Genomic DNA, 22,106 nt, shown 5'->3' with positions numbered 1-22,106 from the left:
CCGGCGCATCGACGGTGATCAGCGGAGCGGTGGTGTCGATGGCGCCGCTGTCGTTGGCCGAACCGGTGTTGCCGGCGGTATCGGTTACCTGCGCATCGACAGTGTACGGGCCTTCCGCCAACGGCTGAGTCAGCTCGACGCTGTAGGTACCGCCAGCCAGAACCGGCGTGGTAACGGTGAAGGTTGAACCGTTCTGAGTGATAGTCAGCGTAACGACGCTGCCCACCGGCGCATCGGTAGTACCGGTGATGGTCGGCGTGGTGTCGTTGGTGACGGCCGGAGCATCGACAGTGATGACCGGCGCAGTGGTATCGACGGTATAGGGCCGATTCGCCGTGGCGGTGCCGACGTTACCTGCCGCATCGGCGCTGCTAACCGTTGCGCTGATGCTGCTGAAGGTACCGAGGTCAGCGCTGCTGACCGGAATGCTGAAGCCCAGCGCCCCATTGCCGAGCGCGATGACCGTGCCGCTATACACGTTTCCACCCAGGTTCAACGTGATTGCATCGCCAACCCGAGCTTCGCCGCCAACCGTACCGGTGATGTTTACCGTGGCGGAACCGAGCTCTGCGCTGTTGAGCACGTCATCGCCAGTGATCGGGTCGATGCTGATGGTCACGACTGGCGCGGTGGTGTCAGGCGCAGTGGTGGCGGTGGCTGCCGGGGCAGTAAAAATGGCGGGGTCGTTATCCTGGATCAGGTTGAAGCCCGGAGTACCCAGGCCGGTAGTCTGGAAACCGATCGTCGGGTCGACGCGCTGCGCCGTCTCGCTGAGCATTACAGCGCTATGGCCGCCACCTGCGCTGCCACCGCCGCCACCTGCGCCAGGGCCTGCAGCGGTCGGCTCGAGGTCGACGGTGGGGTCCATGCCCGCCGCCAGGGCCTGCTCGAGTTCACTGGTGGGTGCCTGCGCGGCTTCGGCAGCATTCTGAGTATCTGGATTGCCGGCTTGCCAGGAGCTGTTGGCACCGAGCTTGACGGTTTCGCCGTTCGCCATCTCGAGCGTCACGGAGCCACCATCGGCCGTGGTGACCTGCTCGCCAGCGAAGATGCGGTCCCCCTCAAATACCTGACGCCGAACTCCGTCGACCGAGGTAACGAAGACTTGGCCAATCAAAGATTTGATGACGGCGGCGAAATTGCTCATAACCAGCTCCATGCGCATGCGCGAGGTAAAATCTGTGAAATGCGTCTATACCGATTTATAGCGGATACTGCTGAAAATATGGCGTCATATAATTGGCGGAAATTTATTGCTCCAGGGTTGCCGCCAGAGTATTGACCCTTCGGGTCTGATCATAAACAATCGGACCAGTTGATGTCACTTTGATATTTTCAGCTGTTTTGTCTTCTGCCAAACACTGAAGTTCAGTGGCAATGATAGTCTTCGGCCGGTTGCTCAGCGACTTGATCTATACCGATAAAACATGCCGGCCTTAACAGGGAATTTACTGACCATGCGTTTCATTGCCACGCTTCCTCTTGCCCTCGCCATTTCCGTTTCAGCCCAGGCGCAGACGTTGACCGAGGCCATGCAGAACGCACTCACCGTGCATCCTGAAATCCAGTCTGGAATCAATGCGCGGCTGGCGGTCGAGGAGGACATGAAAGCAGCGCGTGCAGGTTACCTGCCGCGTGTCGACGTGCAGGCCGGTTATGGCCGTGAAGGTACCGAGAACAACAGTACCCGCGCCAGTGATGACCGGGGTTACCGGACGCTCAATCGCTCCGAGTCCAGCCTGACCGTCCAGCAGATGCTCTTCGACGGTTTCGCCACCCGCAACGAAGTCGCGCGTCAGCGCGCCACGGTCAATGCCCGCGCCTATTCGTTGCTGGCCAATTCCGAGCGCACCGCGCTGGAAGTCGCCCAGGTTTACCTGGATGTTCTGCAGCGCCAGGAACTGGCGCGCTTGGCGGAAGAGAACCTGCGCAGCCACGAGCGCATCTACGATCAGATTTCCCTGCGTAGCGAACGCGGCGTGGGTCGCATGGCCGATCTCGATCAGGCCGAGGCGCGCCTGGCCCAGGCACGCAACAACCTGCTGACCGAGCAGACCAACCTGGCCGATGCCCAGGTCACCTACCTGAGCGTGGTGGGCCGCGAGCCCGCCGATTTGAGCATGCCGGACAGCATGGGTGTGCACCTGCCCGAAAGCCTGACAGCTGCCCGTGACGAGCTGTTGGCCAATAACCCCAACATCAGTTCGGCCGAGGCCGACGTCAAGGCAACCGAGGCGCAGTACGCCGCGGCGAAAAGCACTTACTACCCACGCTTCGACGCAGAAGTGTCCACTGGCCTCAACAACAATATCGATGGCGTGGACGGCGAAAACAAGGAATGGCAGGCGATGGTGCGCATGCGCTACAACCTCTATGCAGGCGGTAGCGACAGCGCCAACGTGCGTTCCAGGGCGTACCTGAGCAACCAGGCCATGGACATTCGCAACAATGCGTTGCGCGTACTCAACGAAGAAGTCGGCCTGGCTTGGAATGCACTGCAGAATGCCCGTGCGCAATTGCCGATCGCCCAGCAGTACGTCGACCACAGCTCGCGGGTGCGCGACTCCTACCAGAAGCAGTTCGGCCTGGGTGAACGCACCCTGCTGGATCTGCTGGACAGCGAAAACGAATACTTCACCGCCGCCCGTCGCCTGCAGGAAGTTCGCTTTACCGAACTGTTCACCCATTACCGCATCAAGGCCACCACCGGTACGCTGCTCAAAAGCCAGGGAATCTCGGCACCGATGGCCTCCGTGCCGCTGGATACCATCAAGACTAATGTGCAACTGCCCAACATGAACTAGAGTTCGGTTTTTTAGGTAAGGGTAAATGTGCAGTGGCAGTAGAACCTGATCCATCCCAGCCACGTAATGATCCTCGTGACCGTTACGACGATCCACTGCTGGATAGTTTGCTGTCGTTGTGCAGTCTCCATCAGAAGTCCGTCAGCCGGGCCATGCTCACTGCCGGGCTGCCGCTGCCCAAGCAGCGCCTGAGCGCCGAATTGCTGCCCCGGGCGGCTGCCCGCGCAGGCCTTCAGGGCCGCTGGTTGCGTCGCAATCTCGACAAGATTCCCGAGTTGGCTTTGCCCGCGCTGCTGTTGCTGCGCGACGGCCGCAGTGCGCTGCTGCTTGGCTGGGAGGCCGATGGGCAGGCGCGCATCATGCCCAGCGAGACGGAAGGCGGCGAGGTACGGGTCAGCATTGAAACCCTGGCCGAGGATTACAGCGGCCGGGTGTTCTTCGCTCAGCCTCAGCACAAGTTCGACTTCACCCGTGGCGAGCTCATTCCCCGTGCCAGCTCGTGGTTCAAAGATACCCTCAAGCGTTCGCGCTGGCTTTACATCGATGCCGTCGCGGCCAGTCTGCTGATCAACCTGATCGGCCTGGTCACCCCGCTGTTCGTGATGAACGTCTACGACCGCGTCGTACCCAACCAGGCCGAGGCCACCTTGTGGGTGCTGGCGATCGGTATCTGCGGGGTGTTCATCTTCGATCTGCTGCTCAAGACATTGCGCGGCCTGTGCCTGGATCTGGCCGGCAAGAAGACCGACATGATCATCTCGGCCACCCTGTTCGAGCGCATCGTCGGCATGGCGATGAAGCATCGCCCGGCACGGGTCGGCAGCTTCGCCCAGAACATTCACGAGTTTCAGAGCCTGCGTGACTTCCTGGCGTCGCTGACGCTGGCCAGCGTCATCGACCTGCCGTTCACCATTCTGATTCTCGCGGTCATCGCCTACCTGGGCGGGCATCTGGTGTGGATCCCCATCCTGGCTTTCCCGCTGGTCGCGCTGATCGGCTGGGCGCTGCAAAAGCCGCTGGCCAAGACCATGGAACGCAGTATGGCCCTGGCGGCCGAGCGGCAGTCCGGGCTGATCGAAAGCCTGGCCGGCCTCGATGCGATCAAGGTCAATAACGCGGAAAGCGAGCGCCAGTACATCTGGGAGCAGACCATCGGCACCCTGGGCCGCTTCGAGCTCAAGGCGCGTATGTTGTCGAGCCTGGCGATGAACTCGACGCTGTTGCTGCAGCAACTCGCCGGTGTGGTGATCATCGTGCTGGGGGTTTACCAGATCATCGCTGGCAACCTGAGCATGGGCGGCCTGATCGCCTGCTACATGCTCAGCTCCCGGGCTCTGGGGCCGCTGGCACAGGTGTCGGGTCTGCTGATCCGATACCAGCAGGCACGCGTGACGCTGGATTCGGTCAACCAGATGATGGAACTGCCGCAGGAGCGCCAGGCCGACGAACGCCCGCTCAAGCGCCAGACGCTGCAGGGCGGCATCGAATTCCGCCAGTTGGACTTCCACTACCCGGATCAGCAGCAGGCCGCCTTGCAGAGCATCAACCTGGTGATCCGCCCCGGGGAAAAGGTCGGCATCATCGGGCGTAGCGGTTCCGGCAAGAGCTCCCTGGCCAAGTTGATCGTCGGGCTTTACCAGTCCGATGCCGGCAGCTTGCTGGTCGACGGGATCGATGTGCGCCAGCTGGATGTCAGCGACGTGCGCTACAACATCGGCTACGTGCCCCAGGACATTCAGCTGTTCGCCGGCACCCTGCGCGACAACCTGGTTTCGGGCGCGCGTTACGTCGAGGACGAACTGGTGCTGCAGGCTGCCGAGCTGGCCGGCGTGCACGAGTTCGCCCGTTTGCACCCCAACGGCTACGAGCTGCAGGTGGGTGAACGCGGCCAGAATCTTTCCGGCGGTCAGCGCCAGAACGTGGCTCTGGCGCGGGCATTGTTGCTGGATCCGCCGATTCTGCTGCTCGACGAGCCTACCAGTGCGATGGACAACACCGGCGAAGAGCGCCTCAAGCAGCGCCTGGCTGCCATCAGCAAGAACAAGACGTTGCTGCTGGTCACCCACCGGGCCTCGATGCTGACGCTGGTGGAGCGGCTGGTCATCGTCGACCGTGGGCGCATCATTGCCGACGGCCCGAAAGAGAGCGTCATGGAGGCATTGAAGAAGGGGCAGATCAGTGTCAGTTAAGGACTCCTTCCAGCGCTTCATGCGCGCCGCCGCTTCTTATTTCGGCCCCCGTGACGAGGTCGGCGACGAACCCCTGCCGGAAGTTCGCAAGGCGCTCATCGAAGATGCGCCCAGGGTTTTGCGCCTCACTCTGTGGGGCATCATTGCCTTCGTGATGTTCTGCTTGTTGTGGGCCAACTTCGCTGAAGTCGACGAAGTGACCCGCGGTGACGGCAAGGCCATTCCATCCTCGCGTGTGCAGAAGATCCAGAACCTGGAAGGCGGCATCGTTTCCGAGCTGTTCGTCCATGAAGGGCAGGTGGTCGAGGCCGGTACGCCCTTGCTGCGCCTGGACGACACGCGCTTCGCGTCGAACGTGGGTGAGACCGAGGCCGATCGGTTGTCGCTGGCCATGCGCGTCGAGCGCCTGAGCGCCGAGGTCGAAGGTCGCGAGCTGGCCATTCCCGAGGACATCGCTGCCAAGGCACCAGGCCTTGCGCAGAGCGAAAGGGCGCTGTTTCTCAGCCGCCAGCAGCAACTGCAGGACGAGGTCGCCGGGCTGCAGGAGCAATTGACCCAGCGTCGCCAGGAAGTACGCGAATACGCGTCCAAGCAGGGCCAATTCCGTAACAGCCTGGAGTTGCTGCGTCAGGAAATCCGCATGTCCGAGCCGCTGGTGGCCGAAGGCGCCGTGTCTCCGGTCGAGGTGCTGCGCCTCAAGCGCGCTGAGGTGGAAGCTCGTGGTCAGTTGGAGGCGACCGGCCTGGCCATCCCGCGTGCCGAGGCAGCGATCAAGGAAGTGGAGCGCAAGATCGACGAAACCCGTGGGCGCTTTCGCAGCGAGGCGCTGACGCAGTTGAACGAGGCGCGCACCGACCTCAGCAAGATCGAATCCACCGGCAAGGCACTGGAGGATCGGGTCAATCGTACTCTGGTCACCTCGCCAGTGCGGGGGATCGTAAAACAGTTGCTAGTCAATACCATCGGTGGCGTCATCCAGCCGGGCAGCGACATGGTGGAAATCGTGCCCATCGACGACACCATTCTGGTCGAGGCGCGCATTCGCCCGCAGGACATCGCCTTCCTGCACCCGGGCCAGGAAGCCGTGGTCAAGTTCACCGCCTATGACTACACCATCTACGGCGGCCTGAAGGCCAAGCTCGAGCAGATCGGCGCGGACACGGTGACCGATGAGGAAGGCAACAGCTTCTACCTGATCAAGTTGCGCACCGAGAAAAGCCACCTCGGCACCGACGATCACCCGTTGCTGATCATCCCAGGCATGGTCACCTCGGTGGACATCATCACCGGCAAGAAGAGCGTACTCAGCTACCTGCTCAAACCGATCATTCGCGCACGCGCCGAGGCGCTGCGCGAGCGTTGATCGATCAGGCCAGGTCGGCCAGGGGGTGATCGTCCAGCGCGGCGAAATGCGCGGCGATCACCTGCTGCGGCACCTGGCTGACGTCCGGCCAGTGCCAGTGCGGGGCGTGATCCTTGTCGATCAGTCTGGCCCGTACGCCTTCGGCGAACTCCGGGTGGCGGCAGCAATTCAGGCTCATGCCATATTCCATGCGAAATACCTGCGCCAATGACAGGTGCCGGGCGCGCCTGATCTGCTCCCACACCAGGTGACCGGTCAACGGGCTGCCGCCAAGCATGGTCTTGGCGGCCTTGGCGAGCAGGGCGTCGTCATCGTTTTCCAGATTGGCCAGGGCCTGCCAGCTCAGTGGCAGGTTGGCCTGGTCGAGCAGGGCATCGATGAGTTCGCGGCGCGGTAGCCACTGCGCGGCTGGCAGCTCGCCGCGGGCCTGCTGCTCGAGTGCCTTGAGCAGGCTGTGCAGTTGCAGGTCGGCCTGGTTTCGCCAGTTCAACTGAATCAGCCCGTCGATCAGAGTGTCCTGCTGGGTGTCGAGCAGGAAGCGGTCGGCCAGGTTCAGGTCGAGGGCGTCGCGGGCATTCAGAGGGCTGGCCGTCAAGCCAAAGAACAGGCCCAGCTTGCCGGGCAGGCGGGAGAGGAAGTGACTGCCGCCCACGTCCGGGAACAGGCCGATGCTGATCTCCGGCATGGCCAGGCGACTGCTTGGTGTGACGATGCGAATCCCCGCACCCTGCAGCAATCCCATGCCGCCGCCCAGCACATGGCCATGGGCCCAGCAGATCAGTGGCTTGGGATAAGTGTGCAGGTAGTGGTCGAGGCGGTATTCGCGGGCGAAGAAGCGCTCGGCGAGTTCGGGTGCTTCGCCGGGGCTGGCCAGGCACTGTTTGGCCAGCTGCACCACATCGCCGCCGGCGCAGAACGCCTTGCTGCCGTTGCCCCGCAGTAGCACGCAGGCGATATCGGCATCTTCGGCCCAAACCCGCAGGCGATCCTGCAGGGCATCGATCATCGGCAGCGAGAGGGCATTGAGGCTTGCCGGCGCATCCAGGCTGGCAATGGCGACGCGATAGCCATGCAGGCTTGGGCGTTCTTCGAAGGTTACATTCATGAGCATTTCCAAAGGCTGTTGCCGGTGAGCATCATTGATTGCGCCAGTTGGCCGTGCGTTTTTCCAGAAAGGCGTTGACCCCTTCGCGGGTATCGGCCGCGTCGAACAGGTCGACGAAACGCTCGCGTTCGGCAGGTAGCCAGGTGGTCGGCGCGCGTTCACGGGCGCCCTGGATCAAGGGTTTGATGGCGCGCACCGCCACCGGGCTCTGGCTGGCGACCTTGGCGGCCAGCAGCAGGGCGTGGCCGCGGGCTTCGCCGGTATCGACCACCTGTTCCACCAGGCCGATGCGCAGCGCCGTGTCGGCATCGACCCGTTCGCCGCAGAGAATCATCCGTTTGGCCCAGCCTTCGCCGACCAGCCAGGGCAGGTTCTGGGTGCCGCCGGCGCAAGGCAGCAGGCCCACGCTGGCCTCCGGCAAGGCCATCATGGCCTGGCGCTCGGCGATGCGGATGTCGCACGCCAGGGCGCACTCCAGGCCGCCGCCCATGGCATAGCCGTTGATGGCGGCGATGGATACGCCGCGGAAGGCACTGAGCCGTTCGAAGGCCTCGCCGAAGCGGCTGGCCATCTCGCGGGCGCGGGCCTTGTCGCCATCAGCGAACAATTTCAGGTCAGCCCCGGCCGAGAAGAACTTGCCGCCCTGGCCGGTGATGACCAGCGCATAGATGTCGTCGTCACGGTCCAGGTGGTCGATGAGCTGTTTGAGGCCGATCAGCGATTCACGGTCCCAGGTGTTGGCAGGCGGGTTGTTGATGGTGAGCAGGGCGGTGTGGCCGTGCTTTTCCACCGTTAGTTTGTGGGTCAGGTCGAAGATGCCGGGTTTGTAGGGTTCAAGTGCCGTACTCATGAGTCGTCCTCTTCAGCGGTGTTGCCTTAACTGTAGCGCCAAAGGTTGCTCAGCGTTGCGCCGTGCGATTCACCTTTGGGTCAGAAATCGCCGCCGCCAACCTGAGTATCGGGCGGCGCCTTGACTTGGTCTGTAGGCTTCTCTAGCGTGCCGGTTTCATTGAATTACCGGGAGCAGGCATGTCCGCCGCAGACAAGGTCAAGCTGGAGGCCGGCTGGAAACAGGCGCTTCATGACGAGTTCGACAAACCCTACATGAGCGCCCTGGGTGATTTTCTGCGTCAGGAAAAGGCTGCTGGCAAGGAGATCTATCCACCGGGCCCGCTGATCTTCAACGCGCTGGACTCCACGCCGCTCGATCAGGTGAAAGTGGTCATCATCGGCCAGGACCCCTACCACGGCCCTGGTCAGGCCCATGGCCTGTGTTTCTCGGTGCAGCCGGGCGTGGCCACGCCACCGTCGCTGGTGAACATCTACAAAGAGCTCAAGCGCGATCTCAATATCGATATTCCCAACCACGGTTATTTGCAGTCCTGGGCGGAACAGGGCGTGCTGCTGCTCAATACCTCGCTCACCGTCGAGCGGGCCAACGCCGGCTCCCACGCCGCCAAGGGCTGGCAGCCGTTCACCGATCGGATCATTTCGGTGGTCAGCGAGCAGCGCCCCCATCTGGTGTTCCTGCTGTGGGGTGCCCATGCGCAGAGCAAGGAGCGGCTGATCGACACCAGCAAACACCTGGTACTGCGCTCGCCCCATCCCTCACCGCTGTCCGCTCATCGGGGCTTCATCGGCAATGGCCACTTCAGCCGCACCAACAAGTTTCTCGAGCAGCACGGGCTGACGGCAATCGACTGGCGCCTGCCACCGGCTTAACGCTCGTTCACGATCTTTCTGGATGTGCGCACGGGCAGCTACAAGGCAGAAGCAGACACTCAAACCAACCTGTGGGAGCCCCGACCTCGGGGCGAAACGATTGCAGCCTGACTGCCTATTTCGGCGGTGCCTGAGCGATTCGCCGCGAGGTCGCGGCTCCCACAATGGATCGGATAACGGCCGCTACCGCCGCATTGCAGTCAAAATAGATAAAGCCCGGCATGAAGATCGTGAACAGGCTCTTGGGGCCGATCAGCCGGAGCAGATCTGCCCGGCCAGGTCGCTCTGCAACGACGCGAGGCGCTCGTTCACCCGGTTGCGCTGCTGCTCGTCAGCAGCGGCCAGCAGGTCGCTGAGCAGGGCGGCCATCGCCAGGCGTGATTGCTCGTAGGCCTGGGTCGCCCGTGCGTCATGGGCGCCACGGCGGTTCTCCAGCACATGGCTCATGCGCTGGGCGAAATCCTCGGCGTCACGATGATCGAGCACGCTGCGAAATTCATCCTGCCAACGCGTACGATTCTCCAGCCATTGGCGGTTCTGGTCGCGGCGTTCGCTGGCCCACTGGCCGATGCGTGCCCGCTGCATCTCGTTGAATGTGCCGAACCAGGGTTTCAGGCGCTTTTCCAGGCGCTCGGCGCGCTCGCTGATCTGGGTTTGCAATGGCGGTTCGAGAAACTCCTGGCGGTCTTCGCGATTGTCTTTTTCCATGCGTGCGTAAAGCCGGTCGACCTGTTCGGGGCGTAGATCGGCGAGCAGCGCAACCGCCGTGGGATTGGTTTCCCGAACGATGGTGTGAAACGCCTGCTCGGCTTCGATCATCTGGGCTTCCAGTTGGGTAGCGTCCGGCGCAGGCTCCTGAAGCAGATCCTGTGTGCGCTGTAGCCAGTCCACATAGCGCGGCAGCTCGGTGCTGCAGTGCCAGGCCAGGTGCTCCTGTACCTTTGGCTTGAGCCAGGCCTTCTGTTGTGAGTCGAGGTCCAGATACTGATTCACTCGCCAGGGAATCACCCAGTCCAGGTTGCGATAGGCCAGGCTGGCCTTGCCACAGGCACTGACCAGCAGGCCGATCGCAAGCAGCAGGAGCAGGCTTTTCAGATAAGCGGACATGTCGACTCCTCGCAGTAGGCACCTGAACAAGAGTAAGCCAGCCATGTCGACAGCACGCGCGTGGACATATCCGCTAAAAAAAGCCCGACGCTAAGTCGGGCAGGAGAGATCAGGGCTGCGGCGAGTGATGCTGCCACAGGCGGTAGAGGGGCTCGGCCAGGAACATTACCAGGAACAGGCGCAGGGCCTGTAGCGCCGTGACCAGGGCAACCGATAGCTGCAACGCTTCTGCGGTCAGGCACAGTTCGGTGATGCCGCCGGGCATCATGCCGAGCATCAGCGAAACCGACTCGATGCCGCTCACCCAGCCGATGGCCGAACCGAGCAGCGCCGTGACGATCATCGCCAGCAGCGTGAACACCACCACCCGAGCGAGGAAGCTGGGGGCGCTGCGGAAGAACGCCCGGTCGAAATGACAGCCCAGGGCGCAGCCGATCAGCCACTGGCCGAGCTGACCGAGCCAGCCGGGCATGCCGATATGCAGATCGAAGGTCACGCTGGCCGCGGCGCACAGCGTCAACGGGCCGAGCATCCACGGGTTGGGTTGCCCGAGCCGTCGCCAAAGCAAGGCCAGCAGCGCACCCGCAGGCAGCAGGATCGCCAGCCAGAACCAGTCCACTGGCATGGCTGGTACGGGTTCGGTGGGCGGCAAGCCCCAGGTGAACAGCGCCGGAATCAGCAGAATGACCATCAACAGCCGCACACTGTGCGCAGCGGCGATGCGTGCCGGCTGGGCGCCGTGGCGGCGGGACAAGTTGACCATTTCGCTGGCACCGCCGGGCATGCTGGCGAAGAACGCCGTAGCGCGATCCACGCCGGAGCGGCGCAGGCCGGCAATGCCGATGGCGCTGAGCGCGAGGGTGGCGAGGGCGCCGAAGAGGATGATCGTCAGGTTGCCGAGCACCTGCTCGAGCACTTCGCTGGTGAAGTGCAGGCCGATTCCGGCGGCCACCAGCCACTGGCCGACCTGGCGACCACCGGGCATTTCCTGACTGAGTACGCCGCTGCAGCGCAGCAGGATCACTGCCAGCAGGGATCCGATCACCCAAGGCAAAGGCCAGCCGATGAGGCTGGCCAGATAACCACCGACTGCGCCAACCAGCGGCGTGAGCCACCAGTTGCGCAGGTGCTTGGAGTTGCCTTGCGGGTCAACGCTATCAGGCATTGGCCGCTTCGGCCTTGCGCTGGCTGCGCTTGCGCCAGGCGCGGTAGAACGGCAGGGCGATCATCGCCACGATCAGGGTCCACACGCCCCAGGTGATCGGGCTGGCGAACAGGATGCCCAAGTCACCATTGGATATCGACAGGGCGCGGCGCAGGTTCTGTTCCATCAGGCCGCCGAGGATGAAGCCCAGCAGGATGGCCGACAGCGGGAAGTCCATCTTGCGCAGGATGTAGCCGGCGATGCCGATGCCGATCATCAGATACAGGTCGAACGCGGTGGCGTGCACGGCGTAAACGCCGATCGAGGTGATGATGGCGATGGCTGGCACCAGGGCCCAGTAAGGCACGGCAAGGATCTTGGTGAACACCTTGATCATCGGCACGTTCATCACGATGAGCATGACATTGGCCACGAACAGCGAGGCGATCAGACCCCAGACGATGTCCGGCTGGTTCTGGAACAGCAGCGGGCCGGGGGTGATGTTGTACAGCGTCAGGGCGCCGAGCATCACCGCAGTGGTGCCTGAGCCAGGAACGCCTAAGGTCAGCATCGGCACCATGGAGCCGCAGGCCGAGGCGCTGTTGGCGGTTTCCGGAGCGGCCAGGCCGCGCAGGTCACCATTGCCGAACTTGTTGTCCTTGTGGGCCAGGCGCTTCTCGCTCATGTAGGCCACGGCGCTGGCCAGGGTCGCACCGGCGCCCGGCAGGATGCCCAGGCCGAAACCGACCGCGCCGCTGCGCAGGTTGGTGGCCAGTACCGACAGGCCTTCCTTGAGGTTGAACAGCATGCGGCCTTTGGCTTCGATGGCCTTCTGGCCATGGTGGGTGCGCTCCAGCAGCACGAGGATCTCGCTGACCGAGAACAGACCGAGCACCAACACCACGAACTGGATGCCGTCGGCCAGGCCGAGGCTGCCGAAGGTGAAGCGGTACACGCCGCTGTTCGAATCGATGCCGACGCACGACAGGAACAAGCCAATACAGGCCGCGATCGCGGTCTTCATTGGTTTGTTGCCGGCCATGCCCGCCAGGCAGACGATGGCGAACACCATCAGCACGAAGTATTCGGCTGGGCCGAAGGCTACCGCCCACTTGGCCAGCAGCGGGGCGAAGATCACCACACCGCAAGTTGCCATCAGGCCACCGACGAACGAGCTCCAGGCGGAGATCGACAGGGCGACACCGGCTTTGCCCTGACGGGCCAGTGGGTAGCCGTCCAGGGTGGTCATCACCGCCGAAGCTTCGCCCGGGATGTTCAGCAGGATCGAGGAAATACGACCGCCGTATTCACAGCCCAGGTACACGGCAGCCAGCAGGATCAGCGCGGTTTCCGGCGGCAGGCCGAGGGCGAAGGCGATCGGAATCAGCAGGGCCACGCCGTTGATCGGGCCCAGGCCCGGCAGCAGGCCGACGATGGTGCCGATCAGGGTGCCACACAGCGCGGTGAACAGGTTGTAGGGGCTCAGGGCAACGCCGAAGCCCTGACCCAGGTAGCTAAAAGTATCCACGGATCAGATCTCCAGGGAGGACAGGATGCCGAGCGGCAGCGGTACGTCGAGGATTTTGTCGAACAGCAGGTACAGACCGATGGCCAGTACGACGCCGGAAATCACGCTGGCGACCCAGGTGCCTTCGTACAGGCGGGCCATGGCGATACCGAAGATCAGGCTGGCCGGCACGAAACCCAGAGGTTCGAACAGGGCGGCATAGATGGTGAGGATCACCACGCAGCCGACCACCTTGCTGATCACGTGACGGTCCAGAGGCGGCTCGTCGCTGTGCGAGGCGCTGCTCGAAGGTTTCTTGACCAGCAGGTAGATGGCGCCCAGAGCCATGAGGATCAGCAGCAGCATCGGGTAGGCGCGCGGGCCCACCGGCTCATAGGAGAAGGGCGCGTGATAGCCCCAGGCGACGATGCCCAGCGCGACACAGGCGAGCAGCAGCACGACGCCGAAAATGCGTTGTGACATTGAGGAAGTCCTCGTTCGAGCATGACAAAGGCATCCCCTGAGCAATGCCCAGAGGATGACGGAGTAAGGGATACGGAGCGGGTGTTACTGCTGGATCAGGCCGAATTCCTGGGCCAGTTCCTTGTACTGCGCGACCTGCTTCTTGACGTAGGCGTCCAGCTCGTCACCGGTCATGGCGAACGGATAGAGCTCACGGTCTTCACGCAGCTTGGCGAAGTCTTCGGAGGCCAGCAGCTGATCGAAAGCGTTCTTCCACCACGCGTACGCTTCGTCGCTGACTTTCGGGCCGAGGTAGAAGCCGCGGATTACCGGCCACACCACGTCGAAGCCCTGCTCCTTGGCGGTCGGGATGTTGGCGACCACGTCACCCGGCAGGCGCTCTTCGGAGAACACGGCGAGAATGCGCATGTCACCGCTTTCGATGTGCGGTACGGAGTCGGAGATGTCGGTACTGGCTACCTGGATGTGGCCGCCGAGCAGGGCGGTAGCCAGCTCGCCACCACCTTCCATCGCCACGTAGCGCAGTTCGCGCGGGTCGATACCGGCGGCGCGGGCGATCAGTGCGGTCTGCATCCAGTCCTGGCTGCCGACGGTGCCGCCGGAGCCGATGACCACTTTGCCTGGGTTTTCCTTCAGGGCCTTGACCAGGTCATCGAGGGTCTTGAAAGGCGAATCCTTGCGTACCGCCAGGGCGCCATAGCTGGTGCCGACGCCCGCCAGCCACTTCACGGCGTTCTCGTCGAAACGGCCGAACTTGCCCTGGGCGAGGTTGAGCAGCGAGCCGCTGGAGAAGGCGGTGATGGTGCCCGCTTCGGACGGGCGCTGGGCGACTACCGCGTTATAGGCCACCGCACCAACGCCGCCAGGCATGTAGGTCACGCGCATCGGCGACGTGAGCAGCTTGCTTTCCACCAGCGCGCTCTGCGCCAGTTTGCAGGTCAGGTCGAAGCCGCCGCCGGGGGCAGCTGGCGCGATGCACTCGGGACGACGAGGCTCGTCGGCCAATGCTTGACCCGCCAGCATCAGGCAAGAGGCGGTCAGCAGGATGGTACGCAGAGATGTTTTCATCGGTTGTTCTCCGTTGGAGTCTTTATTGTGTAACCAGCAGCACACCGGCCAGTGGCACGGTGCGGGCGAGCCTCGCTACGCGCACTGGCGCGAATGCTCGGCAGATCGGTCGAGGCGGTAGCGCTGTACCTTGGGCACCAAGCTACTGCCTGCTTCCCGGGTGGCAGCGCTGCGTGCCACATGCTTCAAGTCGACGTTACGTTCCCTTTGCCTGTCGCCACTGCCGGCGCCCGCCACTTCAGCATGATCGCTGGGGCTGCCCAGTGGACGGGAGCGCAGGACGGGAACGCCGAGCGCTTTGAAGTCGTGACTCGTCTGCCGCCCGCCCATGCTGGGTTCGGCAGAAGCGATGAAAGAGAGGAGGTAGGCCGCATGGCCAGCAGCGCTGTTCGCGGCTGCGTGCTGCGACTGGTCAGATAGGGCGCCTGGTTGCGGGCGACGAGCGTTTACGCCTGGCTCGTTGGCTGCGCGCTGGGGCACGATGCGCTCGCCCGCCTCGGGCGGCTCGGTGGCCACGGCGTTTTCGGCTGAATATTGGCTGGTCTGCTGGGCTGCTTCGAGCTGCGGAGCGTCTTCCCATCGATCACGGGGCGCTGGCTCGGCGGCATGATAGATGGCTGGCTGGGCCTGACCTTCCAGGTTGGAAACGGAGTGCTCGGGGAGGTTCGCCTGGGCGAGCGAGGCGAAGAGGGCAGCCGGCAGGGCGAGGCTCAAAAAGCTCGAAGACGAGATAGCCTGGCGCGCGGCGATCGGCATGCGTGGTACTCCGTTGTTATTGTTGTCACGACCGCACGCCACTGTGCGAATCGCTGAATGGGAGGATCGAGCCGCCCGGGGAGTGATCCTAGAAGTGCAACCTTTCACCAACCTTTCAATGCAGCAAGTTGTTGCACATGTGTCGCCCTTGCATGCTGTAACTGCCAACTTCGTGCGCGAGCGGTAAACTCTCGCCACACATGGCGGTCAAGTCCATGGTTTGTGTGGAGGTTGCAGTGCGAATTCTGCTGGTCGAGGATCATCCGCAATTGGCGGCGAGCGTCACCCAAGCGCTCAAGAGTGCGGGTTGGACGGTGGATGTTCTGCATGATGGCGTAGCGGCTGATCTCGCGCTCGGTAGCGAGGAATACGCCCTGGCGATTCTGGATGTCGGCCTGCCGCGCATGGACGGCTTCGAGGTGCTGGCTCGCTTGCGTGGCCGCGGCAAGACCATCCCGGTGTTGATGCTCACGGCGCGCGGAGAGGTCAAGGATCGCGTGCACGGCCTGAACCTGGGGGCCGACGACTATCTGGCCAAGCCCTTCGAATTGAGCGAGCTGGAAGCGCGGGTCAAGGCCTTGCTTCGTCGCAGCATGCTGGGTGGCGAGCAGCATCTGCGCTGCGGTGATCTGGTCTACGACCTGGATACCCGGCGCTTCACGCTGCTGGATGAGAGTCTGAACCTGACTTCCCGCGAGCAGGCCGTGCTCGAGGCGATGATTTCCCGGCCTGGTCGCGTCATGAGCAAGGAGCAGTTGGCCTCTCAGGTGTTCGGCCTGGATGAGGAGGCGAGCGCCGATTCCATCGAGATCTACGTCCACCGCCTGCGCAAGAAACTCGAGGGTGGTGCGGTGCGCATCGTTACCTTCCGCGGCCTGGGTTATCTGCTGGAAGCCACGGGTGGATAGGCCAGGCAGCCTGCGTGGCCGGCTGATTCGCCGGCTGGCCGTGCTGTTCACGGTGATCCTTCTGGTCAGTAGTCTGACCGCCTACTGGAGCGCCCGCCACGCGGCCGATACGGCCTATGACCGTACCCTGCTGGCGTCGGCCCGGGCGATCTCCGATGGGCTTTATGCCGTCGAGGGCATGCTCAGCGCCAATGTGCCGTATATCGCCCTGGATACCTTCGCTTACGACAGCGCCGGGCGTATCTACTATCAGGTGCTCGGCCCCAAGGGCGAGCTGGTCTCGGGATATGAAGACCTGCCCGCAGCGCCGCCGAATACGCCACGAACCAACGACTATCCGGCGCTGGCCAAATTCTACGACGGCGATTACCGCGGGCAGGGCGTGCGAGTTGTCAGTTTTCTGCAGCCGGTCAGCGAGCCCGGTTACAGTGGCGTCGCCGAGATCCGTGTGGCTGAAACCCAGGGCGCTCGGGAACGCATGACCCGCGACCTGCTGTTGGGCACGCTGTGGCGCATGGGCTTGTTGTCGCTCAGTGCGCTGCTGCTGGTCTGGTTGGCGGTGAGCGCCGGATTGCGACCGCTCGAAAGCCTGCGCAGAACGGTCGCCGCGCGCAGCAGTGACGACCTGCGCCCGCTGCCGGACGAGGACATGCCCAGGGAGCTGCGGCCATTGGTCAACGCCCTGAATCAGTTCAACGACCGGCTTCGCGGCCTGTTCGAGCGGCAGTCGCAGTTCATCGCCGATGCGTCCCACGAACTGCGTACGCCCCTGGCGGCGCTCAAGGCGCGCGTCGAACTGGGCCTGCGTGACCAGGATCCGCGTATCTGGCACGCGACGCTCGAGGACGCCGCCCTCAATGCTGATCGCCTGACTCACCTGGCCAACCAGCTGTTGTCATTGGCTCGGATCGAAAGCGGTGCGCGGGCGATTGCCGAAGGCGGCGCTTTGCGCCTGGACCTCAGCCAACTGGCCCGGGAACTGGGCATGGCTCTGGCGCCCCTGGCGCATTCGCGCGGCGTCGCCCTGGCGCTGGAGGCCGAGCAACCGGTGTGGATTCGCGGCGAGCCGACGCTGCTCAATGAGCTGCTGTGCAACCTGGTCGACAATGCCATGGCCTACACCGAGGCCGGCGGCAACGTCATCCTGCGGGTGAGGGAGCCGGGTGTGCTGGAGGTCGAGGACGATGGGCCGGGAATTCCCAAGGAAGATCGGGAGCGGGTGTTCGAGCGCTTCTACCGACGCCAGGCCCAGGGGCTGGGTGCTGGCCTGGGGTTGGCTATCGTCGGCGAGATCTGCCGCGCCCACCGCGCCGATATCAGCCTGCATCAGGCCAGCCCCCATGGGCTGCTGGTGCGCGTGGTGTTTCGTGGTGAGGCAGGCTAGCTGAACGGGTGCTAGCCGAGACTCGCCCCCGAGCGGTTACTGCAGCATGGTCATGGCAGCATCCATGGCCGCCGACAGGTCTTCGTCGGCATGGATATCCAGATCCGGTTTGATGCCGAGCTTGGCGAACGCCGGGATCTGGCTCCAGTCCAGTTGGGTGTAAGGGTGCGGAGTGCCGAGGTGGCTCTGCAGGGTGGCCACTTGCACGATGTCGACGTAGTCCACCTTGCCGCCGTCGCGGCTGAAGTTCAGGTACTGGCTCGGAATGCAGGCGATCATTTCCGGGAATTCCCAGGTACGCAGGATCTTGTCGCCAATGATCGGGTGGATCTGCTCGATCACGTGGTTGAGGCTGATCGAGTCGGCCAGCAGCTCGCTGTGCTCTTCGGCATAGGTCAGGATAGGCAGCACACCAATCTGGTGCACCAGGCCGGCGAGGGTGGCCTGGTCCGGCATCAGGCGCGTGTAATGGCGGCACAGCACGTGGCAGATGCCAGCTATTTCGGTGCTCTTGGTCCACACTTCGCGCATCTTGCGGTCGACCACATCGGTGGTCGCCTGGAACATCTGTTCCATGGCCAGGCCCGTGGCCAGGTTGCAGGTGTAGTTGATGCCCAGGCGGCCGATGGCCATCTGCAGGTCGGTGATTTCCCGGTTGGTGCGCAGCAGCGGGCTGTTCACCACCTTGATGATGCGTGCGGTGAGCGCGGCGTCGTTACCGATCACCTTGGTCATCTCGGGGATGCCCACGTTGGGATCTTCCGCCGCCTCGCGAACCTTCAGGGCGACCTCGGGCAGGGTGGGCAGCACCAGTTCATCGTTGTCGATGGCCCTGGTCAGATCCAGCAGGACTTTCTCGGCGAGTTTGCTCATGAAGTTCTCGTTCTTGGCGGAGTGATGGCAGACGCTACGCAGTGTACGTCAGCGCTGGATTTCGCGGTTGCTGTCCAGCGTATACGGCAGGTCGAGCAGGTCGAGCGGTAAACCGTCGAGGCTGCCCAGGTGGATATTGCCGTCGAGTGCCGCGTCTTCCTGCACGACTGCCAGCAGTTCCACGCCGCTGGCGCTCGAGGCGGCCAGCACCACTTCGCCCACCGCGCTGCGGTGCACGGGCGAGAACAATTCGGTGCCAGGCGCGGGCGGTTGGTCGCCAGCCAGGCGCAGGCGATAGAGGCGGCGCTTGAGCTTGCCCAGGTACTGCATGCGGGCGACGATTTCCTGGCCGGTGTAGCAGCCCTTCTTGAAGCTCACGCCGCCTACGGCCTGCAGATTGATCATCTGCGGAATGAACAGCTCGCGGGTGGTGCCGGTCACCTGGCCAATACCGGCGCGGATCTGCGCCAGCAGCCAGTCGTTGAGCGAGGCTTCAGTGAGCTGCTCGCTCAGGCGTGCGTGCAGGGTTTGAGCCTGCTCGGCCGGTGCCCACAGCTCGGCGCGGCCGTCGCTGAGACGAATGGCCAGCAGCGCGTCAGCGTTCGCCACGCTGTCAGCTTCGGCTGCGAGGTCCAGCCCCAAGGCTTGCAGGATGGCATCCGCGCCGCTCAGGCCAAATCGAGCCCAGGCGGCGCTCTCGTCGCTCAGCTTGGCCTTGGAGAACACCGCGTATTTCTGCAGCTCGGCAAGTTGCGCCTCCAGCAGCTCCTGGCTCATGGCCAGGAGAAAACCGTCGGCTACGCTGACGATGCGAAAGCTCGACAGCATACGGCCCTTTGGCGTGCAGCGAGCGCCCAGGCTCGAGCCGCTGGCGCCGAGGTAGCTGATGTTGCAGGTGATCTGGCCCTGCAGGAATTTACCTGCATCGAGGCCGCGCACGGCGAGGATGCCTTCGTGAGTGAGCGGGCAGAAGAAAGCGCTATCGGCCATGGTCGAGACAATCGCGGGTAAAGAATGAGGCTGCCATGATAAGAGCAGCGGCAAGCGTCTAGCTACAGGCAAAGATGCCGTCCGGCGTTTCGCCTCGCAACGCTGATGCGAGCGGCGGCTGTTGGTATACTGCCGGCCTTTTTCCGAGGAGCACTCCCATGGTCGATGCCACTGAACTCAATCGCCTCTTCTGGCACAGCCGGCGCGGCATGCTGGAACTGGACGTGTTGCTGGTGCCTTTCGTGCAGGAGGTTTACCCCACGCTCGACGAGGATGATCGTGCCCGCTACCGCAAGTTGCTCGAGTGCGAGGATCAGGACATGTTCGGCTGGTTCATGCAGCGCGGCGAGCCGGAGGATGCCGATCTGCGCCATATCGTTCGCATGATCCTGGATCGTGTCCAACCCAAGTAAACGGTTCGAGTGCCACTGGCGGCCGTCACGTCGGCTGCTGGAAGTCTACCTGTGCGCCCAGGCCCTGGCGCTGCTGACGTTATCGCTCGTCGATATTCCGTTCTGGGCGCGTCTGCTGGGCGTGCTGGGTTGTGCATGCCATGCCTCCTGGGTGCTGCCCAGGCACGTGCTGCTGAACCATTCGGCGGTGTTCAAGCGCTTGCGTCATGACGACGAAGGTTGGCAGGTGGCGAGCCGCGAAGGGCGCTGGCAGCCCATCACCCTGCTGCCGGACAGCATGGCGCTGCCGTGGCTGGTCATCGTTCGTTTTCGCCTGCCGGGCAGCCGGCTCACTAAAAGCCTGTGCATCGCGGCCGATGCCATGCCACAGGACATGCACCGACGCCTGCGGGTGCGCCTGAAATTCAGCCGTCAGCGTTGGCGGGTTGCAGAATAGTATCGCTTGGCTCGGGCAGCAGGTCGGGGTAATCCAGCGTGTAGTGCAGGCCGCGTGACTCCTTTCGCGCCATGGCCGAGAGAATCATCAGTTCCGCCACCTGGGCCAGGTTGCGTAATTCGATCAGATCCCGGCTGACTTTGTAATTGCTGTAGAACTCGTCGATTTCATCGAGCAGCAGGCGCACGCGGTGCTGGGCGCGCTGCAGGCGCTTGGTGGTGCGAACGATGCCTACGTAATCCCACATGAAGCGCCGCAGTTCGTCCCAGTTGTGAGCGATGATCACATCCTCGTCCGAGTCGGTGACCTGACTGGCGTCCCAGGAAGGCAGGTTGGCCGGCATCGCTACGCGATCCAGATTGGCGACGATGTCGGCGGCGGCCGAGCGTGCATACACGAAGCATTCGAGCAGCGAATTGCTGGCCATGCGGTTGGCGCCGTGTAGGCCGGTGAAGCTGGTTTCACCAATGGCGTAAAGACCTTCCAGGTCACTGCGACCTGCCTGGTCGACCATTACTCCGCCGCAGGTGTAATGGGCGGCGGGTACCACGGGAATGGGCTGGCGGGTGATGTCGATGCCGAACTCCAGGCAGCGTTGGTAAACGGTCGGGAAGTGGTTTCTGACGAAGTCCGCTGGCTTGTGGCTGATATCCAGATAGACGCAGTCGATACCCAGGCGCTTCATCTCGTGGTCGATGGCGCGGGCCACGATGTCTCGTGGCGCCAGTTCCTCGCGCGGGTCGAAGCGCGGCATGAAGCGTTCGCCGTTGGGCAGGCGCAGCAGGGCACCCTCGCCGCGCAAGGCTTCGGTAATAAGAAAACTCTTGGCCTGCGGATGATAAAGGCAGGTGGGGTGAAACTGGTTGAATTCCAGGTTGCCGACCCGGCAGCCAGCGCGCCAGGCCATGGCGATGCCGTCACCGCAGGCGCCATCGGGGTTGCTGGTATAGAGGTAGACCTTGGCCGCCCCGCCGGTCGCCAGAACCACGAAGCGCGCGTGGTGGGTGTCAACTTCGCCGCTGCGACGGTTCAGCACGTAGGCGCCCAGGCACCGTTGGCCGTCTCGACCCAGCTTGCGTTCGGTGATCAGGTCCACTGCCACCCGCTGTTCGAGCAGCACCACGTTGTCTCGCTGGCGCGTGCGTTCGAACAGGGTATTGAAGATAGCCGCGCCGGTCGCGTCGGCGGCGTGGATGATACGGCGGTGGCTGTGGCCGCCCTCACGGGTCAGGTGAAATTCGAAGCCGCCGTCTTCACGGTCGTGCTCGTCATCGCGGGTGAAGGGCACGCCTTGCTCGATCAGCCATTCGATCGCCTCGCGGCTGTGCTCCACGGTAAAACGCACGGCATCTTCACGGCAAAGGCCGGCCCCGGCATTGAGGGTGTCATTCACATGCGAGTCGACGGTATCGCTGTGATCCAGCACGGCAGCGACGCCGCCCTGAGCCCAGTAGGTCGAGCCATTGGTCAATTCGCCCTTGCTCAGTACGGCGATGCTCAGATTGTCGGGAAGCGTTAGCGCCAGGGTAAGGCCGGCGGCACCGCTGCCGATAACCAGAACATCGTGCTGAAAGTGTTGGCTCATTGTTATGGATTCCACTGAGTGGCATGCAGCAAAAAGAGGCGCGATTGGTCGACACCGAATGTGCTTCGCTGAAGCGCTCACGTCCCGTATCGCATAGTCGGTAGGTGAGCTGACCATGCCCGCGGCGGGGCTTTCAGGACCACCGCAGGGGCTCGACGGACTCTAGTATATAGAGGGAGCCAGCGGCACAATAGCGGCCCCGGTAGGTAGTCCGGCGCAGAACGTGTATCGTGTCGGGATGGCGATATGCCTGCTCGGCTGGCCGCTGT

The 22,106-nt window shown here is 63.4% G+C and carries 20 protein-coding genes; 8 read left to right on the top strand and 12 right to left on the bottom strand.

What is annotated here, in order from left to right; genetic code table 11:
• Nucleotides 1-1,147 (bottom strand): retention module-containing protein (locus BVH01_RS24675; RefSeq protein WP_218189109.1); only part of this gene is annotated, 1,147 nt, incomplete at its 3' end.
• A gap of 304 nt (nt 1,148-1,451) precedes the next feature.
• Between BVH01_RS24675 and BVH01_RS15665 the strand changes: the two genes are divergently transcribed.
• From BVH01_RS15665 to BVH01_RS15655, 3 genes are read left to right on the top strand one after another with little or no spacing between them, the layout of a single operon-like run.
• Nucleotides 1,452-2,804: a TolC family outer membrane protein gene (locus BVH01_RS15665; protein WP_075931382.1), complete on the top strand. Its 1,353-nt coding sequence runs from the start codon at nt 1,452-1,454 to the stop codon at nt 2,802-2,804.
• Nucleotides 2,805-2,836: 32 nt separating this feature from the next.
• A complete protein-coding gene (locus tag BVH01_RS15660; RefSeq protein ID WP_075931234.1) occupies nt 2,837-4,993 on the top strand; it encodes a type I secretion system permease/ATPase in 2,157 nt (718 codons plus the stop codon).
• A gap of 19 nt (nt 4,994-5,012) precedes the next feature.
• Entirely contained in the window at nt 5,013-6,356 is a 1,344-nt protein-coding gene (locus BVH01_RS15655) for an HlyD family type I secretion periplasmic adaptor subunit (RefSeq protein WP_075931233.1), read from the top strand.
• Nucleotides 6,357-6,360: 4 nt separating this feature from the next.
• Here the strand turns inward: BVH01_RS15655 and BVH01_RS15650 are convergent, their stop codons facing one another.
• Nucleotides 6,361-7,461: an enoyl-CoA hydratase/isomerase family protein gene (locus BVH01_RS15650; RefSeq protein ID WP_075931232.1), complete on the bottom strand. Its 1,101-nt coding sequence runs from the start codon at nt 7,459-7,461 to the stop codon at nt 6,361-6,363.
• A 31-nt stretch (nt 7,462-7,492) separates the two neighbouring features.
• Nucleotides 7,493-8,311, bottom strand: coding sequence for an enoyl-CoA hydratase (locus tag BVH01_RS15645; protein ID WP_075931231.1), 819 nt, complete (start codon nt 8,309-8,311; stop codon nt 7,493-7,495).
• 179 nt (nt 8,312-8,490) lie between these two features.
• On the opposite strand from BVH01_RS15645, the gene ung reads away from it, so the two are divergent.
• Nucleotides 8,491-9,183: a uracil-DNA glycosylase gene (gene ung / locus BVH01_RS15640; RefSeq protein WP_075931230.1), complete on the top strand. Its 693-nt coding sequence runs from the start codon at nt 8,491-8,493 to the stop codon at nt 9,181-9,183.
• A 252-nt stretch (nt 9,184-9,435) separates the two neighbouring features.
• Here the strand turns inward: ung and BVH01_RS15635 are convergent, their stop codons facing one another.
• The 6 genes from BVH01_RS15635 to BVH01_RS15610 all read right to left on the bottom strand — a co-directional run bounded on the left by BVH01_RS15635 (nt 9,436) and on the right by BVH01_RS15610 (nt 15,248).
• Nucleotides 9,436-10,290 carry a DUF6279 family lipoprotein gene (locus BVH01_RS15635; RefSeq protein ID WP_075931229.1) on the bottom strand — a complete coding sequence of 285 codons (855 nt, stop codon included), beginning with the start codon at nt 10,288-10,290 and terminating at the stop codon, nt 9,436-9,438.
• 109 nt (nt 10,291-10,399) lie between these two features.
• Entirely contained in the window at nt 10,400-11,455 is a 1,056-nt protein-coding gene (locus BVH01_RS15630) for an AbrB family transcriptional regulator (RefSeq protein WP_075931228.1), read from the bottom strand.
• Nucleotides 11,448-12,962: a tripartite tricarboxylate transporter permease gene (locus BVH01_RS15625; protein ID WP_075931227.1), complete on the bottom strand. Its 1,515-nt coding sequence runs from the start codon at nt 12,960-12,962 to the stop codon at nt 11,448-11,450. The genes BVH01_RS15630 and BVH01_RS15625 overlap by 8 nt, the downstream gene beginning before the upstream one ends.
• A 3-nt stretch (nt 12,963-12,965) precedes the next feature.
• Complete coding sequence (locus BVH01_RS15620) at nt 12,966-13,424, bottom strand: tripartite tricarboxylate transporter TctB family protein (RefSeq protein ID WP_075931226.1); 459 nt, start codon at nt 13,422-13,424, stop codon at nt 12,966-12,968.
• Between the two features lie 84 nt (nt 13,425-13,508).
• Nucleotides 13,509-14,492, bottom strand: coding sequence for a tripartite tricarboxylate transporter substrate binding protein (locus tag BVH01_RS15615; RefSeq protein ID WP_075931225.1), 984 nt, complete (start codon nt 14,490-14,492; stop codon nt 13,509-13,511).
• A 75-nt stretch (nt 14,493-14,567) separates the two neighbouring features.
• Complete coding sequence (locus tag BVH01_RS15610) at nt 14,568-15,248, bottom strand: hypothetical protein (RefSeq protein WP_075931224.1); 681 nt, start codon at nt 15,246-15,248, stop codon at nt 14,568-14,570.
• Between the two features lie 236 nt (nt 15,249-15,484).
• Here BVH01_RS15610 and BVH01_RS15605 point away from each other — a divergent pair, with 236 nt between their 5' ends.
• Together BVH01_RS15605 and BVH01_RS15600 are read left to right on the top strand one after the other, a co-directional pair.
• A complete protein-coding gene (locus BVH01_RS15605) occupies nt 15,485-16,156 on the top strand; it encodes a response regulator (RefSeq protein WP_139317851.1) in 672 nt (223 codons plus the stop codon).
• On the top strand, nt 16,149-17,540 hold the full coding sequence (locus BVH01_RS15600) for a sensor histidine kinase (RefSeq protein WP_075931222.1): 1,392 nt from the start codon (nt 16,149-16,151) through the stop codon (nt 17,538-17,540). Before BVH01_RS15605 ends, BVH01_RS15600 begins: the two co-directional genes overlap by 8 nt.
• A gap of 36 nt (nt 17,541-17,576) precedes the next feature.
• Here the strand turns inward: BVH01_RS15600 and BVH01_RS15595 are convergent, their stop codons facing one another.
• Nucleotides 17,577-18,413, bottom strand: coding sequence for an HDOD domain-containing protein (locus BVH01_RS15595; protein WP_075931221.1), 837 nt, complete (start codon nt 18,411-18,413; stop codon nt 17,577-17,579).
• A gap of 48 nt (nt 18,414-18,461) precedes the next feature.
• Nucleotides 18,462-19,403 carry a folate-binding protein YgfZ gene (locus tag BVH01_RS15590; RefSeq protein ID WP_075931220.1) on the bottom strand — a complete coding sequence of 314 codons (942 nt, stop codon included), beginning with the start codon at nt 19,401-19,403 and terminating at the stop codon, nt 18,462-18,464.
• 158 nt (nt 19,404-19,561) lie between these two features.
• On the opposite strand from BVH01_RS15590, the gene BVH01_RS15585 reads away from it, so the two are divergent.
• A complete protein-coding gene (locus BVH01_RS15585; protein ID WP_075931219.1) occupies nt 19,562-19,816 on the top strand; it encodes a succinate dehydrogenase assembly factor 2 in 255 nt (84 codons plus the stop codon).
• Nucleotides 19,800-20,252: a protein YgfX gene (locus tag BVH01_RS15580; protein WP_075931218.1), complete on the top strand. Its 453-nt coding sequence runs from the start codon at nt 19,800-19,802 to the stop codon at nt 20,250-20,252. Before BVH01_RS15585 ends, BVH01_RS15580 begins: the two co-directional genes overlap by 17 nt.
• Here the strand turns inward: BVH01_RS15580 and nadB are convergent.
• The gene (gene nadB / locus BVH01_RS15575) at nt 20,221-21,837 is read right to left on the bottom strand and encodes an L-aspartate oxidase (protein ID WP_075931217.1); all 1,617 of its coding nucleotides are present in this window, start codon (nt 21,835-21,837) and stop codon (nt 20,221-20,223) included. The genes BVH01_RS15580 and nadB overlap by 32 nt on opposite strands.
• Between the last annotated feature and the right edge of the window lie 269 nt (nt 21,838-22,106).

The organism is Pseudomonas sp. PA1(2017) (assembly GCF_001945375.1).
Classification (GTDB): Bacteria; Pseudomonadota; Gammaproteobacteria; order Pseudomonadales; family Pseudomonadaceae; genus Aquipseudomonas.
This window is presented reverse-complemented; position numbering and strand designations above follow the sequence as displayed.

Excerpts from the sequence above, each read along its gene's own strand:
- BVH01_RS15595 (WP_075931221.1), bottom strand. The coding sequence starts at position 18,413 with ATGAGCAAACTCGCCGAGAAAGTCCTGCTGGATCTGACCAGGGCCATC.
- nadB (WP_075931217.1), bottom strand. The coding sequence starts at position 21,837 with ATGAGCCAACACTTTCAGCACGATGTTCTGGTTATCGGCAGCGGTGCC.
- BVH01_RS15620 (WP_075931226.1), bottom strand. The coding sequence starts at position 13,424 with ATGTCACAACGCATTTTCGGCGTCGTGCTGCTGCTCGCCTGTGTCGCG.
- BVH01_RS15630 (WP_075931228.1), bottom strand. The coding sequence starts at position 11,455 with ATGCCTGATAGCGTTGACCCGCAAGGCAACTCCAAGCACCTGCGCAAC.
- BVH01_RS15655 (WP_075931233.1), top strand. The coding sequence starts at position 5,013 with ATGCGCGCCGCCGCTTCTTATTTCGGCCCCCGTGACGAGGTCGGCGAC.
- BVH01_RS15590 (WP_075931220.1), bottom strand. The coding sequence starts at position 19,403 with ATGGCCGATAGCGCTTTCTTCTGCCCGCTCACTCACGAAGGCATCCTC.
- BVH01_RS15585 (WP_075931219.1), top strand. The coding sequence starts at position 19,562 with ATGGTCGATGCCACTGAACTCAATCGCCTCTTCTGGCACAGCCGGCGC.
- BVH01_RS15645 (WP_075931231.1), bottom strand. The coding sequence starts at position 8,311 with ATGAGTACGGCACTTGAACCCTACAAACCCGGCATCTTCGACCTGACC.
- BVH01_RS15635 (WP_075931229.1), bottom strand. The coding sequence starts at position 10,290 with ATGTCCGCTTATCTGAAAAGCCTGCTCCTGCTGCTTGCGATCGGCCTG.
- BVH01_RS15615 (WP_075931225.1), bottom strand. The coding sequence starts at position 14,492 with ATGAAAACATCTCTGCGTACCATCCTGCTGACCGCCTCTTGCCTGATG.
- BVH01_RS15650 (WP_075931232.1), bottom strand. The coding sequence starts at position 7,461 with ATGAATGTAACCTTCGAAGAACGCCCAAGCCTGCATGGCTATCGCGTC.
- ung (WP_075931230.1), top strand. The coding sequence starts at position 8,491 with ATGTCCGCCGCAGACAAGGTCAAGCTGGAGGCCGGCTGGAAACAGGCG.
- BVH01_RS15610 (WP_075931224.1), bottom strand. The coding sequence starts at position 15,248 with ATGCCGATCGCCGCGCGCCAGGCTATCTCGTCTTCGAGCTTTTTGAGC.